The 15,587-nt window shown below is 45.0% G+C and carries 13 protein-coding genes; 3 read left to right on the top strand and 10 right to left on the bottom strand.

The window, feature by feature from the left end; genetic code table 11:
- The first annotated feature begins 84 nt into the window (after nucleotides 1–84).
- Complete coding sequence (locus J2X61_RS06120) at nucleotides 85–1,059, top strand: CapA family protein (protein WP_310186602.1); 975 nt, start codon at nucleotides 85–87, stop codon at nucleotides 1,057–1,059.
- A 151-nt stretch (nucleotides 1,060–1,210) separates the two neighbouring features.
- Here J2X61_RS06120 and J2X61_RS06115 read toward each other — a convergent pair whose 3' ends face one another.
- Nucleotides 1,211–1,921, bottom strand: a complete 711-nt coding sequence (locus tag J2X61_RS06115; RefSeq protein ID WP_310186769.1) for a glycosyltransferase family 2 protein — start codon at nucleotides 1,919–1,921, stop codon at nucleotides 1,211–1,213.
- 184 nt (nucleotides 1,922–2,105) lie between these two features.
- On the opposite strand from J2X61_RS06115, the gene J2X61_RS06110 reads away from it, so the two are divergent.
- Nucleotides 2,106–2,792 carry a GT-D fold domain-containing glycosyltransferase gene (locus J2X61_RS06110; protein ID WP_274469198.1) on the top strand — a complete coding sequence of 229 codons (687 nt, stop codon included), beginning with the start codon at nucleotides 2,106–2,108 and terminating at the stop codon, nucleotides 2,790–2,792.
- 39 nt (nucleotides 2,793–2,831) lie between these two features.
- On the opposite strand, the gene J2X61_RS06105 is transcribed toward J2X61_RS06110, so the two are convergent.
- From J2X61_RS06105 to J2X61_RS06065, 9 genes are all read right to left on the bottom strand, one after another.
- Entirely contained in the window at nucleotides 2,832–4,154 is a 1,323-nt protein-coding gene (locus J2X61_RS06105) for a nucleotide sugar dehydrogenase (RefSeq protein WP_310186767.1), read from the bottom strand.
- Nucleotides 4,155–4,355: 201 nt separating this feature from the next.
- Nucleotides 4,356–6,020, bottom strand: coding sequence for a catalase (locus J2X61_RS06100; RefSeq protein WP_396135402.1), 1,665 nt, complete (start codon nucleotides 6,018–6,020; stop codon nucleotides 4,356–4,358).
- A 161-nt stretch (nucleotides 6,021–6,181) separates the two neighbouring features.
- A complete protein-coding gene (locus J2X61_RS06095; RefSeq protein ID WP_274469194.1) occupies nucleotides 6,182–6,808 on the bottom strand; it encodes an isochorismatase family protein in 627 nt (208 codons plus the stop codon).
- Between the two features lie 387 nt (nucleotides 6,809–7,195).
- Nucleotides 7,196–8,029 (bottom strand): carbohydrate ABC transporter permease, encoded by an 834-nt coding sequence (locus tag J2X61_RS06090; RefSeq protein WP_274469191.1) that lies wholly within the window; start codon nucleotides 8,027–8,029, stop codon nucleotides 7,196–7,198.
- A 19-nt stretch (nucleotides 8,030–8,048) separates the two neighbouring features.
- Entirely contained in the window at nucleotides 8,049–8,933 is an 885-nt protein-coding gene (locus J2X61_RS06085; protein WP_274469190.1) for a carbohydrate ABC transporter permease, read from the bottom strand.
- 96 nt (nucleotides 8,934–9,029) lie between these two features.
- Nucleotides 9,030–10,472 carry an ABC transporter substrate-binding protein gene (locus tag J2X61_RS06080; RefSeq protein WP_274469189.1) on the bottom strand — a complete coding sequence of 481 codons (1,443 nt, stop codon included), beginning with the start codon at nucleotides 10,470–10,472 and terminating at the stop codon, nucleotides 9,030–9,032.
- 216 nt (nucleotides 10,473–10,688) lie between these two features.
- Nucleotides 10,689–11,810 carry a GntR family transcriptional regulator gene (locus J2X61_RS06075; protein WP_310186600.1) on the bottom strand — a complete coding sequence of 374 codons (1,122 nt, stop codon included), beginning with the start codon at nucleotides 11,808–11,810 and terminating at the stop codon, nucleotides 10,689–10,691.
- A gap of 318 nt (nucleotides 11,811–12,128) precedes the next feature.
- A complete protein-coding gene (locus J2X61_RS06070; RefSeq protein ID WP_274469187.1) occupies nucleotides 12,129–12,752 on the bottom strand; it encodes a DedA family protein in 624 nt (207 codons plus the stop codon).
- A gap of 107 nt (nucleotides 12,753–12,859) precedes the next feature.
- A complete protein-coding gene (locus tag J2X61_RS06065; protein WP_274469186.1) occupies nucleotides 12,860–13,429 on the bottom strand; it encodes a phosphatase PAP2 family protein in 570 nt (189 codons plus the stop codon).
- A 685-nt stretch (nucleotides 13,430–14,114) separates the two neighbouring features.
- On the opposite strand from J2X61_RS06065, the gene J2X61_RS06060 reads away from it, so the two are divergent.
- Nucleotides 14,115–15,506 (top strand): phytase, encoded by a 1,392-nt coding sequence (locus tag J2X61_RS06060; RefSeq protein ID WP_274469185.1) that lies wholly within the window; start codon nucleotides 14,115–14,117, stop codon nucleotides 15,504–15,506.
- Nucleotides 15,507–15,587 lie beyond the last annotated feature (81 nt).

Raw genomic sequence — 15,587 nt, 5'->3', positions numbered from 1 at the left:
TGTAACAGGCTATAGGACATCGCCTATCCTGTAAACAATAATTCCTTTCATTGAATAAATTAGTCAGGGAAGGAGTGAATCCATGTGATCAATATAACGATAGCCGCTGTCGGGGATTTGTTGATGAAAAGTGAAATCATTGCCTCAGCTAAGAGATCAAGCGAATATACGTTCAGTCCTATTTTTGAAAAAGTTAAACCTTATCTAAAAAAGCACGATTTGACGATCGGGAATCTGGAAACGACGTTCTCCGGTACAAGGAAACTAGGCGTTATCGGAAGCCGTCCAAAATGTAACTGTCCGAGAGAACGAAGGAATCCGAAAACAGGTTTTCCATTATTCAACTGCCCTGACACGTTGGCATCAACGTTGAGAAACGTCGGATTTCGTGTATTAACTACTGCAAACAACCATTGTATGGACGGAGGAGTAACCGGTTTAAAACGAACATTGAATGTTCTCGATAAACATGGACTCAAGCATACAGGAACCTTTCGTTCCATCCAAGAATCTAAGCGTCATCTGATTATGCGTGTAAAGGGAGTGAATATTGGGATTTTATCCTATACGAAAAGCACAAATTCCTTACAAGTACCTAATCGGTGGTTAGTTAACCGCATCGACCATAAGAAGATGATAGCGGATATCCGCGAAATGAAGAATAAAACAGATTTCATCGTTGTTTACCTCCATTTCGGGAGAGAGTATCGGCCATTTCCGAGCAAAAATCAAAAACAATTGATGCATTTACTGTTTAAACAAGGCGTAAATGTGGTTTTAGGTGCACATCCTCATCTGCTCTACCCGGTAACTCAGGCAAAGGTGAAAGACATCTATGGTCAAGTACGAAATCGAGTCGCAGCTCCTTCTTTAGGTAACTTTGTATCAACGAGATTAATAAGAAATCATAATACGATTCGGGGAATGATTTTGTCATTGACTCTATCTAAAAATAAACGAGGGATAACAGATATCTTAAAAATTGATCGTATTCCTACGATTGTGGAGAGGAGGAAGACAAAAAAGAAAACTTTCACAGTTATCCGAAGAAAGGAATGAGCCTGGTTTAGAAGTAGGAACGATCTCGCCAGTATGCTTGCAAATATCCAAATTTCAAGTATCTGGTTCAAAACAAAAAGCGCCAGAGCTTTAATAAAGCCCTTGGCGCTGAGCCTATATCCGACGTTGGCTTCCATACTTGGAAGACCATTCAAATCTTCCCCCTTCGTACGAGGCGCTCATAATTTACGGTCCGCGCAACGACTTCAGCCCGCATATTTCGAACTGCGTTTCGATTAAATTTCCATGTATGCTTGGATTGATCAGCTCTTCGTACGGCTACGAAGTGACGATGGCTCGTGGTTCGTACCACCCCGCCACGCTTCCAAATATCCGCGAGGAATTTCATGTCCGAGCCTGCGCGCCTCCGAGTGAACTTAACGGCAGGAAACAGCTTTTTACGGAATACCAAAGTTGCCCCAGCGACACAATCCTTCCGCCTCTTCGTCAATAGGAGTAGCTCCTTCGAACCCATCATGTACATGTAAAATCGGTTTTTACCGACTACGTCCGCCCCCGTCCATTCCGCCGTTCGGACTGCTTCCGCGAGATAAGCAGGACCATAATAGTCATCGTCATCGAACTTGGCAATATACGGATAACGAGCTCTCTTTATCCCATAGTTCAGACATACTCCCAATGGCAAACTCTCAGGAAGTTGATAAATAGCAGCTTGTATGCCCTTTCGTCGAGCATAAGCTCGGTAAGTGGAGGGTTTCATGTTATGATGGTTTAATACGATGATCAGCTCTCTTTGATCCCATGACTGATGACGGTAATTGCGAAAGATATTCTTTATAAACTCCGGCTTATTCGTCACCGTAATCACCGAAACACCTGCTTTTGGATGCACCTGCTTCATCACCTTCACGTTCAACCTCCACTCTCCCAATATTGTTCCTTGACTTACTTTATTCCTATTGCCGGGGGAAGGTTCAGATATACGGATAAATGCATATTTCCAGCGTGAACAAGTTCGAACGCGAACGACTAGGAGGTACTGTCATATGATAAAGGGAAATCCTATGAATGAGGAGCGATGATGGGTGCCGATTAACTTAACCCGGGAACAGACATACGCCAAAATCCAGTATGCCTTAGATCATAACCGGCCGTTCTCCTTGGTTCGAATCGGAGATGGAGAGAATATCTGTCTGGCTCAAAGCTCCGTTTGGTCTATCAAACGCGTATTGATGGAACCATGGGCAGTGAAAGCTAACCGTGGGAAGAAGGGGGTAACCCTGCCGAATCTTCGCCTCCGAAATCAGATGGTGGCCGAGATTCGGAGGGCTACCGTTGTCGGTGTCCTGCCACCTGAAGACAGTCTGATTCGGGCACCGCGCTACCTTAAACGTCCTTTAACAAATGCTATATTCGCCCACTTTCGAATTGCACCCTCCTACAAGTGCAGTGCCTGTATAAATCGGTACGCTCCGCAGGACAAGAGCTTCTGGAAGCTACTGAAGGGAAGGCGTATCCTGATTGTCAGTAAGCACGCAGAGGACATGAAGGATACTCTAGAACGAAAACATGGGTTAAAGGTTGTGGGGACAATTCCCTTCTCCCACTACTACCAGATTGACCGAACCCTTACACGAATAAGGGCTATGAAGAATTCTTTCGACCTAGTTTTCCTATCCACGGGTGTGAACGCCGTCATTCTCGCCCCCAGAATCGCCCGAATGACCGGGAAGGTTGCTCTCGATTTTGGCAAATGGCATAAAAAAATATAAGGATCGGCCAGCAGGCCGATCCGTTCTTTCGTTATCTTCCTACGATCCCCCGCCTCCTAAACGGACAACCCTTGCCTTCCCGCTTCCTGAATAGCCGCTTGTAACATTCCGGGTGTCATAGATTAGTTTTGCATGCTCAAGAAGAAGTGGTATGGGAATACAGGTATGATCCGTCGACACAATTACGGCATCCATTTCTGCCAATAGTTGCGGTGTTAGTTCCACACTATTCCATTTTTCGCCGCCCACCGATACATGAGGGATATACGGATCATGATAGACGGCTTCAGCCCCCATGCTGTTCAGAATCTGTAGAAGCTCTAGTGACGAAGACTCCCGCGGGTCTGCGATATCCTTTTTGTAAGCTACCCCGTAAACAAGGATCTTGGCATGCAGCAGCGACTTCGCACCCAACAGCTGTTGGACCTGATTAGCAATATATTGAGGTATCTTGTGATTGACCTTCTGTGCGAGCTGAATGAACCCGGAACCAATACCATACTGCTGCAGTTTCCACTCCAAATAGATGGGATCTACGGGAATGCAGTGCCCCCCGATCCCCGGTCCCGGGTAAAATCCGGCGAAGCCGAAGGGTTTGGTTTTGGCTGCTTCAATGACCTCCCAAATATTTAGATGCAGCTCATCGCAAATCATGGCCAGCTCATTCACGAAGGAAATGTTGATGAGACGATAAGCATTCTCTATAATCTTCGCCATCTCAGCCGATTCCACAGAGGAAACCGAATGAATCTGAGGGAAAACGCCCCGGTAAAGCTCCTCGACCTTCGATAAGCAGTCTGGAGTCATGCCGCTGACAACCTTCGGTATCTTGTGAAAAGGAAATCGCTTATTTCCCGGGTCAATCCTTTCCGGTGAGTAGGCCAAAAAAACGTCCTGTCCGATCGTAAGGCCGCTTTGCTCCAGGATCGGAGCAATGATCTCCCTTGTTGTGCCAGGAAAGGTTGAGCTCTCCAAAACGATCAATTTCCCCTTGGGAACCAGTTGGTTGATCTCCCTAGCAGCTTGGGTTAAGTAGCTAAGTTCTGGTGTCCCCTTATCGCTAAGAGGGGTCGGTACACAGATGATGAAGACTTCTGACTCCTCAATCTCTTGATATCGGTCTGTAGGAAAAAAACGCTGAGTTTCACGAGCCTCCCGTATCTCCGAATCCTCGATCTCCGAAATATAACTTTGCCCTGATAGAAGAGTGGCAATCTTAAGAGGGTTAAGATCGTAACCAAATACCCGGAAGCCCTTCTCTACTAGAAGGAGTGCTAAAGGAAGGCCTACGTACCCAAGCCCGATTATAGCTACAGTTTGCTTTTTTGAACTCGCTCCTTCCACAGGATCCAGACTACACATCACAGTAGATCCACCCTTTCACACTAGTCTCTCAATCTATCCTAGTATATGATGGGTCTCCCGATTGGATTGGACGCCTTCTCCGAAAATTGTAAATTGTACGAGGGTATCTGTCTCTGACTGTTCGCAAGCTTGCTCGCTTCCATTTTATTCTAGAAAAAGGAAACTCCCCTCATTGCAGAGTGGAGTTTCCTTTTTGTATTAGTACGGATCTGCTTCGTGACTTTTTTGCACGGCTTCTTTCGTTGCGTTGTTCGCAGCTAACGTTCCTTGACCGTATTTGGTGATGCCTGCTTCACGGCCAGGAATTTTAATTTCCGACTTCATTTCTTGCATTTCCTTCATTTTCTTGTCGATCCCTTCCTTCACACGTCGACCATAGTCTTCGTCTGCTTGTGTGAAGTGCCCGATCATGGCATCTTGAATCCGCTTATCACAGATTGCAAGCGCATCGGAGAGATTTTTGATCAATTCCTCTCTCTCCCATTCTTGCAAGCTACGGTACGTATGACCCGCTTGACCGTAGTAGTTCGGACGATCGATCGGAGCGCTCATCGCCGCCGCGTTATACATCGGTTGGTGCGGAGGCCGCTGTTCCTTGTCCGCTTCCTGATAACCACCCATCATAGATGGCTCATAGTTGATGTGTGGATTTTCTCCGGACTCTTTCGGGTCGCGGATGTCCATTTGCCCGCGATGCTGGTTCGTGCGAACCGGCACTTTCGGAGCATTCACAGGCAGCTTCAAATAGTTCGCACCGACACGATAACGCTGCGTATCAGAGTAGGAGAAGGTACGTCCTTGCAGCATTTTATCATCCGAGAAGTCCATCCCGTCGACAAGAACTCCTGTACCGAAAGCGGCTTGCTCAATCTCCGCATGGAAATCTACCGGATTACGGTCAAGGACCATACGTCCAACCGGCAGCCATGGGAATTTGTCCTCCGGCCAAAGCTTCGTATCGTCGAGCGGATCAAAGTCGAGTTCAGGATGGTAGTGATCGTCCATAATTTGCACGAAGAGCTCCCACTCCGGATAATCGCCGCGCTCGATCGCTTCATATAAATCTTGTGTTGCATGACCGACGTTCGTCGCTTGAATAGCGTTCGCCTCTTCTTGCGTTAAGTTACGGATACCTTGCTTCGGCTCCCAGTGATACTTCACGAGCACAGCATCTCCCTTGTCATTCACCCACTTGTAGGTGTTTACGCCGGAGCCCTGCATGTGGCGATATGTTGCTGGAATTCCCCATGGAGAGAATAAGAAGGTTATCATATGTGTAGCTTCAGGCGTCTTGGAAACAAAATCGAACATCCGTACAGGATTCGGCACATTCGAAGCCGGATCGGCTTTAAACGCGTGAATCATGTCTGGAAACTTCATCGCATCTCGGATAAAGAAGATTTTTAGGTTGTTACCAACTAAGTCCCAGTTGCCTTCTTCCGTATACATTTTTACTGCGAAACCACGCGGATCCCTTGCCGTTTCGGGCGAATCTTTGGATCCAGCTACTGTCGAGAAGCGAACCATTAACGGCGTTTTCTTCCCAGCACCAGAAAACACTTTGGCTCGACTATACTTCTCTACCGGCTCATCACCGACTTTTCCATACGTTTCGAAATACCCGAATGCTCCCGTTCCGCGCGCATGTACGACACGCTCCGGTATCTCTTCCCGATCGAAATGGGAGATCTTCTCGATAAAGTGGTAATTTTCAAGCGTGGCCGGACCACGGTTACCGATGGTACGGATGTTTTGATTATCCATCACCGGATGGCCCTGTCGCGTCGTCAATGTCTCACGTTGAGCATCTTGTCCGGTTGGCGTATGATTCTCCGTCAAAATTGACCCCCCCTTTAATTTCATCCCAAATAGATTACCACGCTGCTGGTAAATTTATACTAATACGCTAAGGATTATCTTTATCTTTGACTTGCAAAATGAAAAAGCCGCATATCATGCGACTTTGGATGTAATCATGTTTTTGTCACCATTCACTTGCAACACTCGAATTCTTCTCAATAGATTTATAAGTATGAAATAGCTTCCATTGTCGTCCAACTAGCACTGGCAAATGCTTTGTAATTCGTAACGGCTGCTTGAAAATCTTCTTCACTAATTGTTGCCGTAGCATCGTAGACAACAGCTGTTTCAAAACCAGTTTCGATTAAATGCCTCATATGGGACTCTACACAAATGTTGGAAAGAACTCCTGCGATAATGATCTTCTCTTTTCTATGTTGTCGTAATTGGTAAACCAAGTCATTCGTTTGTGGGCTAGCAACCTTGTGTGGCGTTGAAACGACGGTTCTCCTATCAAAAATATAAGGTTTTAAGGAATGAACAAAATCAGCTCCAAATGACGGTGGTGTGTACACATTTGCCACTTGGTACATTCTAAGACCTAATAACATCTGTTGTTCATTTCCTGTAAATTGCCAGCCATAATCATGAGGGTATAAATAATGGGGTGAGATAAATAGTTGGTACCCTTTACTCATGGCAGTACTTATTAATAGTTCAAGGTTTTGTATCGTATTGTTTCGTTCTATATTTGCTTTTGTCAGATGATAGCCTCTCCCCCCAGGACACATAAAGTCATTTTGTGGGTCTGTAATCACAATTGCGGTATTATCCGGGTGTGGTTGAAACATCGATTACCTTCACTCCCTCTCAGAGCTTTCTTACGGCAATTTATATGACTATTCCAGTTTGTCTTATGTGTATTTCTATAAGAGTCAGTCCATTAAAAAGGGAGAGATCAATCACGTCTAACAACTTGCAAATTGTCTCCATTACAATATAGTTTTGAAGTACTACTGACAAAACAATGTCGTTGATGCAAGCACCCCATTTCTTTTTATGTTAGACGGTTAAACATGCTATCTCGTTGAGTTATTCGAGACATTCCAACCTGGGAAGTAACCAGCATTAGCCGCGGTGAAATAAGATAAAATGAAAAAAAGCCCTATAAATAAGGCTTTACTTTCTTAATACTCTTTTATGGTAGTTGGAACGTGCTACTATGAAATGCATTCACGCTACCCTTTGCTCCCACCTTGGAGGCCGAAACCTTTGGACATAAATTGCTGAGAAAGAATATACATGACAACGGATGGAATGGCATAGAGCGTAGAAAAAGCTGCCAATTTACCGTAATCCACCATGCCGTACTGCCCGAAGAATTGGTATAGCTTGAGCGCCGCCGGGAACTTCTCAGGCGTATTCAAGAGAATGTAGGGAACGAAAAAGTTGCCCCAGCTGCCGGAGAAGGTAAAGATGGCAACCGTGCATATTCCCGGAATCATCAATGGAGTGACGATCCTGCGGATGCCTGCGAGTATGGACGCACCGTCCACCCATGCCGCTTCTTCTAATTCGTTCGGTACGGAATCCATGAAATTTTTGAGCATCCAGATGCCATAAGGCATGGCGGAGGCGACTTTAAAGAGAATGACGCCAAAGATATTGTCATAAAGCTTTAAGGTCAAAAACAATTGATATACAGGGACCATAACTGCTGTGATTGGCAATGAGGTCATAAATAAGATGGTCAGCATGAACGGTTTTTTATACTTCAATTGATATCTGGACAGTGGATAAGCCGCTAGCAGACCTAATAAAACGACAATTAAAGCTTGACCGAGCGAAATGACGAGTCCTATTAGAAATGCGCGCTGGTTCGCGCTGCTAGTGATCACGTCGATATAGTTGCCTGCTGTCAAAGAGCTGGGGACCTTGAGCGATTGCATGGCGTTAGGGTCCACGGAGGCAACTAGCACCCATAAGAGTGGGAGCAGGAAACAAATGCCGATGAAGGTGAGCGCTGCGTAGGGCAAGGTGCGATAAACGACTTTACGGTATATCTCCGTCATACGAACTCTCCTTGTGGTTTTACTCTTTTAAAGTGCGAATATAGAACAAACTCAACACAATACCCAGAAGCAAGAGCAATAAAGAAATGGCCGTACCGTAGCCGAGCTGATAGTTAATGAAGGCTTGGTTATACATGAAGATGGGTAAGGTCGTTGTTGCTGTGCCTGGACCCCCGCCGGTCATCGCATAAATGAGGCCGAATACGCCTAAGGTCTGTAAAGTAACAAGCATCGCATTGGTAGTAATCGTTCCTTTAATATAAGGAAGGATAATGAAAATTAGAATTTTCCAACGTGAGGCTCCGTCGACGAGCGCCGCTTCCTCGATTTCTTTCGGCACATCGTCAAGTGCTGCTTGAAAGACAAGCATAGAGAAGGCTGTTCCATGCCAGACGTTCGCTAATATAATCGTGAGCATAGGGACGGTATATAGCCAAGTGACCGTCGGAATGCCTAGTGTACTTAGTATGGCGTTTAGTGTACCCTCGTCGCCGAAATAGCTGTAGAGACATAAGGCGCATACAATTTCAGGTGTTACCCACCCCGCCAGAACGATAGTACCAATCACGCGGCGGAACGTTTTATTTTTCCGTTTCATCAAGATTGCGATCAGAAATCCCAGCACTTGCTGGCCGATGACAGCAGAGCCGATCAGGAAAACTAACGTGTTCCAGATACTGATTCTTACGGTTGGATCCGCAAACATGCGGACATAGTTGTCAAAACCAACGAATTGCAGTTGTTTTGCGGATTCTCCGGTCAATGCCAAGTTCGTAAATGAGTAGAAAAACGTTAGCAAGATCGGATAGATGAAGAAAACGAGCATAACGGCCAACGAAGGGAATAAAAAATACAACCATGTATACGTCTTTCTCGATGTTACTGGGATTGCCGGACTGCTCATCAAAGTTCGCTCCTTTCTCCCTGGTGATCGTAGGGCAAACTGGGCTTGCCCTGGACCCCGTATTCGCAAATAGGGCCCCAGGGCAAGGTGTTGCCATTACTTCACGCTGACTTTATCCTCTCCAACGATGCGGGTTACGTCTTGCTGATACTTCTTCATCGCATCGGCGGGAGAAGTGCCCGTTGCTACAGACTCAACCATTGTCTGAATTTGTGTGGATACTTCTGGATATTTGTCACGAGCAGGTCTGAACTCCGCGTTTTTCAAATACTCCGTAGCAATCGCATTAAATGGCATTTGTGTATAGCCCGGATCTTTTGCGACGTCCGCCCGAACCGTAATGTTACCGCTTGCAGTTACAAGTTTTTGCGTGTTTTCTTTGTTAAGGGCGTACTTGATGAAATCCCAAGCTTCATCTTTATGCTGAGCGTTAGCAGGAATAGACAGCGCCCATCCCCCAGCTAAAGTAATGGAACCTGGAGCTTGACCTTTGCTTGTCGGCATTGGAGCAAAGCCCAGAACGTCTTTATACTCCGGCCATGGAGCAGCACCATTCGGCAAATAGTTGCCTGCAATCCAGGAACCGTCCAAGGAGATGCCGAGTTTGCCTTTTGGCAAATATTCACGAGCAGAGGAGTTGCCCGCTTGGCCGTTCAATACTTTGGAAAGTGGAGGGCCAAGTTTCTCTTTGTTAATGGTATCAACGAATGAAAGCGCATCCAAAATACCCGGGCTTTTAACGATCCACTTCGAACTTGAGTCATCGTAGAGTCTTTCACCTGTTCCGTAAAGCAGCATTTCGTAAGTTTGCATGGAAGTCGCTTCGCCAGTTGCTTTCCCCATATTCATCCAGAAAGGTACAACGTCCTTGGCTGCTTTTTCCTTGATTGTTCTTGCTGCGCTCAAGACTTCATCCCAAGTTTTTGGTTTCCAATCTTCAGGCAGTCCGGCTTGTTTGAAAATTTGCTTGTTGTACCAGAGGCCCCGGGAGTCCGTATTATACGGCACGCCGTAAATCTTACCGTCGGCGGCTGTTACCCCTTTTTTCATCGCTTCGATGAAGGAACCATTTGTCCAGTCGGCCCAGCTCTTCACTTTGTCATCCAAAGGAGACAAGAGGCCGGCGCTGGCATCGGAGTTTAACATGAAGGTGTCTTCTGTAACGATATCCGGTGCTGTGTCTTTGGATTTGAGGGCTAGCGCAATCTTCGCGAAGTAGTCGCCTTCCGAAGCCTGAATCGGCGTCTGCTTGATAACGACATCTTTGTTCGGATAGCTGGCAGCCACATCTTTGAGCCATTTGTATAGCGTTCCGTTCTCACCAGTACCATCGTCTCTATATGTGATGGTGATGGTTTTTTTGGCTGCATCCGGTGCTTTCGATTCCTTTGCCGCAGTTGTAGCTGCACTAGTTGCTGCCGGGGCCGTCGTACTGGGTGTGGTGTTTGTCGTTTCAGTCCCCTTCGAACACCCGAATAACATGGATGCACACAAGACACAGGTGGAGATGGATAACATTTTATTACTGCTCCGATACATACTGTTACCTCCTTCAGAAAAGCAAGAATAGTATGACACTTCCTGATACAAACAAGCCGGTAAAATATGTTTGTATACTAAGTATAATAATATGGGCAAATATACCATGTCCACTACGATTTTGCGACATGTATGTACAAAAAAATGATTTTTTTAACGAAAGGAGACGTCTAATAAGAAAAAGCAAAAAACCATGGAATTCCATGGCTTTCTCTGTTAATTAGGTATACTTGCTTCTTGCACGATCATTCTATGTTCGACAATTCTATGTTCCGTAATAACTTCACCATGTATCTGCGAGATCAATAAATCCACCGCTTCTTCGCCCATCCGTTTCTCATCTTGTTGAATATGGGTAAAAATCGGCTTTCCCAAAAAATCGTTTAATGAGTCGAAGCAGACGATATCGTAGGTTTCCAACTGCTTTCCTTGTGCGTCAATGACTTGAGCCAACATGGTGGCGACCAGATATTCCGAAACCACAAATCCTTTTACACTGGTGTTCTGTACTAAAAAGCTCTTAAGCGTCTCTAAATCCTCTGCCCATGAACCTGAACGGGTGCCTGTAAAATTCGTTAGACAATATTCCTGATTCAACTTCAACCCTTCCCAGGTAAAAGCCAAAGTATATCCCAGAAGCCTGTCTTCCAGCGCTGACGTATTCTCGACGGGTGGCGACAAATAGGCAATGTCTTGATGGCCTTTCCCGATCAGATGAAGCGTAAGATCTTGCGCAGCTTTTCGGTTATCCGTGTAAACGGAACATACCGGAATTCCTTTCAAATACCGGTCGACCAGTACGACAGGAAACTTGGCCAAGACAAGACGAATGAGTTCTGCATTATAGTGCGTGCCATGGACGGGAGTCACGATTAGGCCCTTGACACCTAGGCTGACAAGAAGCTGGATGGCATGCTCTTCTTCTTCTTTGCTGCCGCCGGTCCTCTTAATGATTAGATCACACTCGTGCAGTGCGCTCTGCTTCTCCATGGCTTGAAGGAGCTTCAAGCCATATTCATCCGAGAAACTTGGAATAATTAATCCGATGAGCGGTCTTTGCTGAAAATGGATGACCGTACTCGTTCTTTCCTCCGATTGGCGCATTGGTTTCAAAGCCGAAGGATGACCATCGGCCACAAACGACCCTTTTCCCTGAATACGTGTGATAACACCCGCTTCCGCCAACTTTTCGAGCGCCTTTTTGGAAGTGATGCGGCTCACGCCAAATTGTTCGGCCAATTCTTTTTCGGATGGCACACGATCTCCGGCCTTCAATTTCCCCTGTTGAATCTCATGAACAATATGCATATACAACTGTTCGTATAAATGCGTATCCATCTTATTCTCCCTAACGCTTTATCTTGATATACTTAGTATACCATTCCATGCGTGAATATCAATTCTTATTAATCGGGAATGAGATAATGTTCCTATCACCTTACTGTTGTTGTCATGGATGAGATGTAAGGGCATTCGGTGCAATCGCCGCTGTAGCTAAGACAAGCTTTAACCTCGACCTTATACCCTTCCTTCTCCCAAGCTTCTATCGGGTGCTGGAAATGCTCCAGATTAGATGCACATATTCGCACTGACTTCGTATTCAAAAGTTAACAGAAAAAGACGAGCTGTTTATCTTCAGATAACAACTCGTCTTTGTTATTTAAGCCAGTTTAATGTTCGTAACCAATCTATAATTGCTTGTTTATTACGCTTAATGTGAAATCCTATCACCACTCCAACCACCAATACAATAATTGCCGCTATAGAGTATTGAGAAATGATGTGTAGCATTTGCTCAATTTTTATTCCGAAAATTTTACCGATCATGACATAAGCGAATACCCAAACAAGTCCGCCCGTGAAGTTATAGATGAGAAAGGTGCCTAACCGAACCCTTAGAATGCCGGATACATAGCCAGTGAAGTGCCGCAAACCTGGGATAAAGTAGCTGACAAGAATGAGCTTGTTGCCATATTTATTGAACCATTTCGTGATCGTAATGATTCGTTCTTGGTTCAGAAAAAAGAATCTTCCATATTTTTCGAAAAAAGGGGTACCAAGTTTATAACCTAAATAATAAGTAACTGTCGTACCCGCTATAGCCCCAAAATAAGAACAGAAAATTATGATTGAGATATTCAAACTCCCCAAAGTAGACATGTGACCAGATATCGCCATGGCCAATTCTCCTGGGAAAGGCAAGGCCAATGATTCGGCGAACAATCCTAAAATTAAAACAAAATACCCATACTGCACAAAGAGATTGCTAATCCACTCCATATTTACACTCCTCGAGGGCTTATTATTTACTTATTCTCTAACCGTTGCATAGCGTTCAAGAGGCGGCATCCCCCCCACCCCGTTCTTGTACCTCATTCGTGTCATGGTCATAATGAATTTGTCAGATAAACCACTAGCAAAGCAGAACCCATTCCGATCGTACCTCCTGCAACGCAATCCGTTGGGTAGTGATATCCCCAATAAACACGTGAAAAGGCAACCAATCCAGCAAAGATGATCAATAAAAGAGCCATTCCCTGTGACGATAGGAAAAGAAAGGGAGTGACGAATGCAAAAATGGCTGTAGTATGTCCGGATGGAAACGAGTAATCCTTAAGTGGAAATTTCCCTACTCTCACATGCTGCAGGACGCGGAATGGGCGAATTCTGCGCATTTTTTTCTTAATAATAAAGGCAATCACATGGCTGAAAGTCAAAGCCGCTAAACTTTGCAGACCGGCCGATCCCCAAGCATCGGGTGCAAGCCAGATAACTAAAACGGTGCATAGAATTGTAAACGTCGCGCCGCCCATGTGGGTAATCACTCCGAACAACCAATCCAGAACGAAATGATTGACCCTTTGATTGCACCATACAAATATGCTGTGATCGACCTTCCTTAACCATTGCATGTTCCTATTCTTCATAAATTCATTAGTCGTATTCAGTTTGTTCATTGGTCCTCCATCTGGACTGCCGCCCGGGCCCGCTCGAGTTGTTGACTACAACATTAAGATTAGCAAACAAATAAAATAGTGATAACTGTCTAAGGTTTAGTTTAGTGCTGGACTTTGGTCTTGGTACATTCTCCCTGCAGGAGCGAATTTCTCCAAAGCATTTTTCCTCTAAACATGAAAAAGCTCCCCTCACAGTAGCAGGGCTTTTACCTGTCTACCGTATGGGGAGTATATCAATGACAACTGACTCGTTATATCCATCTATGTAAAGAGAAGTCTCTTGTTGATAATGGTTAAGTAAATCCTTCACTACAAGTGTCATCCAATCGATTTTCGATACACGATGATAGTGAGTTGTGCCTGAAATATATGAATACACCAAGTAAGCGTTACTAGGGTCGGTAAACATTAATTTTGAAAGTAAAGGGCTCCTGGAATATGCTTGGTGAAACTGAGATGCCAAAGAAACATTTATTTCATCGTCGATTTAATTGAATAAAACTTAACTATGCTGCCCGTTACTTCAATAGATGACGGCAGCCGATGTGCGCCGGTTTTACATCGTCTTGATATTTGCTTCCATATATTACAAACCGTTTACATAACTTGTACTAAGTTTTGATCTTTGTTTGTTATTCTTTAACCTAAAGCGAGACTATTATGAAATATAAGGAGACTGTGCAATATGAGAAAGCATCATACGTTAATAGCATCTACATTAATCGCGGGGATGATCTTGCCCACACTGCACCTGAACGCTGCTGAGGCTGATTATGTACCGCTGCGTGAACAATTAGAGAAGATCGGATCGAAGATTATGTGGGATATGGAAGATCGTACAGTTACATTCAAGCTGAAAAATGGCATTGCTGGGATCGTAACTATCGATGATGCGAAGTACCGCTTAGCTGGAAAAGAGGCCAAACTATCCGCTCCAGTTAAATTGGTGAATGAAAAAACGGTTATTCCTGCATCGTTGATGCAAAGTATTCTTGCAGAAAACGCTAAATACCAGGACTCAAAAGATATAATTCCAACTTTCTCCGTGAAAGCACAGGGAGAGACGGAAGCGGTTGACTCGGGGGAAGATGCAGCCGACGATCCGGCGATTTGGGTAGATCCGAAGGATCCGGCGAAGAGTAAGTTGGTCGCTACGAATAAAGCAGGAGGCTTGCTCGTATATGATTTGAATGGCAAGCAATTGCAGTCCTATAAAGTCGGTAAAATGAACAATATCGACCTGCGTTACGATTTCCCGTTAGGTGACAAAAAGGTCGATATCGTCGCTGCGTCCAACCGCACAACGAATACGATTGACGTATTTGTGATCTCTGGGGATACGGGTGAGTTGACGAATATCGTGGCCGAACCGATTAAATCAAGCATGAGCGAAGTTTACGGATTCAGCTTATACCACAGCTTGAAAACAGGTAAATTTTACGCACTTGTACTCGGAAAAAAAGGCGAATTCGAACAATATGAGCTCTCGGATAACGGGAATGGTAAAATTGCCGGCAAGCTCGTTCGTGAGCTGCATCTCGCAACACAATCAGAAGGACTTGTAGCCGATGATGAATATGGTACGATGTATATCGCTGAAGAAGACTTCGCGATTTGGAAATACAGCGCTGAACCAGATGGTGCCAAAGAACCTCTAGCGACTGTTGATATTGCGGATGGACGCCGTTTACAAGATGATATCGAGGGTCTCACCCTCTATTACGGTAAAGATGGAGCGGGTTATCTCATCGCTTCAAGTCAAGGAAGTAACAGCTATGCCATTTATAAGCGTGAAGGCAATAATCCGTTCGTGACAACATTCAACATTGCGGATGGTGATAAAATCGACGGAACGAGCGAGACGGATGGAATCGATGTAATGAGCTTCGGTCTCGGAGTTAACTACCCTAACGGTATCTTCGTTTCACAGGATGACGCTAATCTAGAGAACGGCAAGAAACTCAACCAGAACTTCAAGATTGTCGGTTGGGAGCAAATCGCGGATGGCGCTTTGCCGAAGTTGGACATTCAGAACAACATCAATCCTCGTCAGTTAGTTAATCGAAATACGCAATAATCGGTTGTTATCCGAGTCATTCCTCCCTCCATTCCACTGTGCAAGTGGTTTGGAGGTTTATTGTTTAATGTTCATCTTTCC

It is taken from the genome of Bacillus sp. 3255 (assembly GCF_031456485.1).
In the GTDB taxonomy this organism is placed as follows: domain Bacteria; phylum Bacillota; class Bacilli; order Paenibacillales; family NBRC-103111; genus Paenibacillus_E.
This window is presented reverse-complemented; position numbering and strand designations above follow the sequence as displayed.

Coding starts and splice junctions, on each gene's coding strand:
- J2X61_RS06115 (WP_310186769.1), bottom strand. CDS start 1,921: ATGAAGCAGGTGCATCCAAAAGCAGGTGTTTCGGTGATTACGGTGACG.
- J2X61_RS06105 (WP_310186767.1), bottom strand. CDS start 4,154: ATGTGTAGTCTGGATCCTGTGGAAGGAGCGAGTTCAAAAAAGCAAACT.
- J2X61_RS06100 (WP_396135402.1), bottom strand. CDS start 6,020: ATGAAATTAAAGGGGGGGTCAATTTTGACGGAGAATCATACGCCAACC.
- J2X61_RS06095 (WP_274469194.1), bottom strand. CDS start 6,808: ATGTTTCAACCACACCCGGATAATACCGCAATTGTGATTACAGACCCA.
- J2X61_RS06090 (WP_274469191.1), bottom strand. CDS start 8,029: ATGACGGAGATATACCGTAAAGTCGTTTATCGCACCTTGCCCTACGCA.
- J2X61_RS06085 (WP_274469190.1), bottom strand. CDS start 8,933: ATGAGCAGTCCGGCAATCCCAGTAACATCGAGAAAGACGTATACATGG.
- J2X61_RS06080 (WP_274469189.1), bottom strand. CDS start 10,472: ATGTATCGGAGCAGTAATAAAATGTTATCCATCTCCACCTGTGTCTTG.
- J2X61_RS06075 (WP_310186600.1), bottom strand. CDS start 11,810: ATGGATACGCATTTATACGAACAGTTGTATATGCATATTGTTCATGAG.
- J2X61_RS06070 (WP_274469187.1), bottom strand. CDS start 12,752: ATGGAGTGGATTAGCAATCTCTTTGTGCAGTATGGGTATTTTGTTTTA.
- J2X61_RS06065 (WP_274469186.1), bottom strand. CDS start 13,429: ATGAACAAACTGAATACGACTAATGAATTTATGAAGAATAGGAACATG.
- J2X61_RS06060 (WP_274469185.1), top strand. CDS start 14,115: ATGAGAAAGCATCATACGTTAATAGCATCTACATTAATCGCGGGGATG.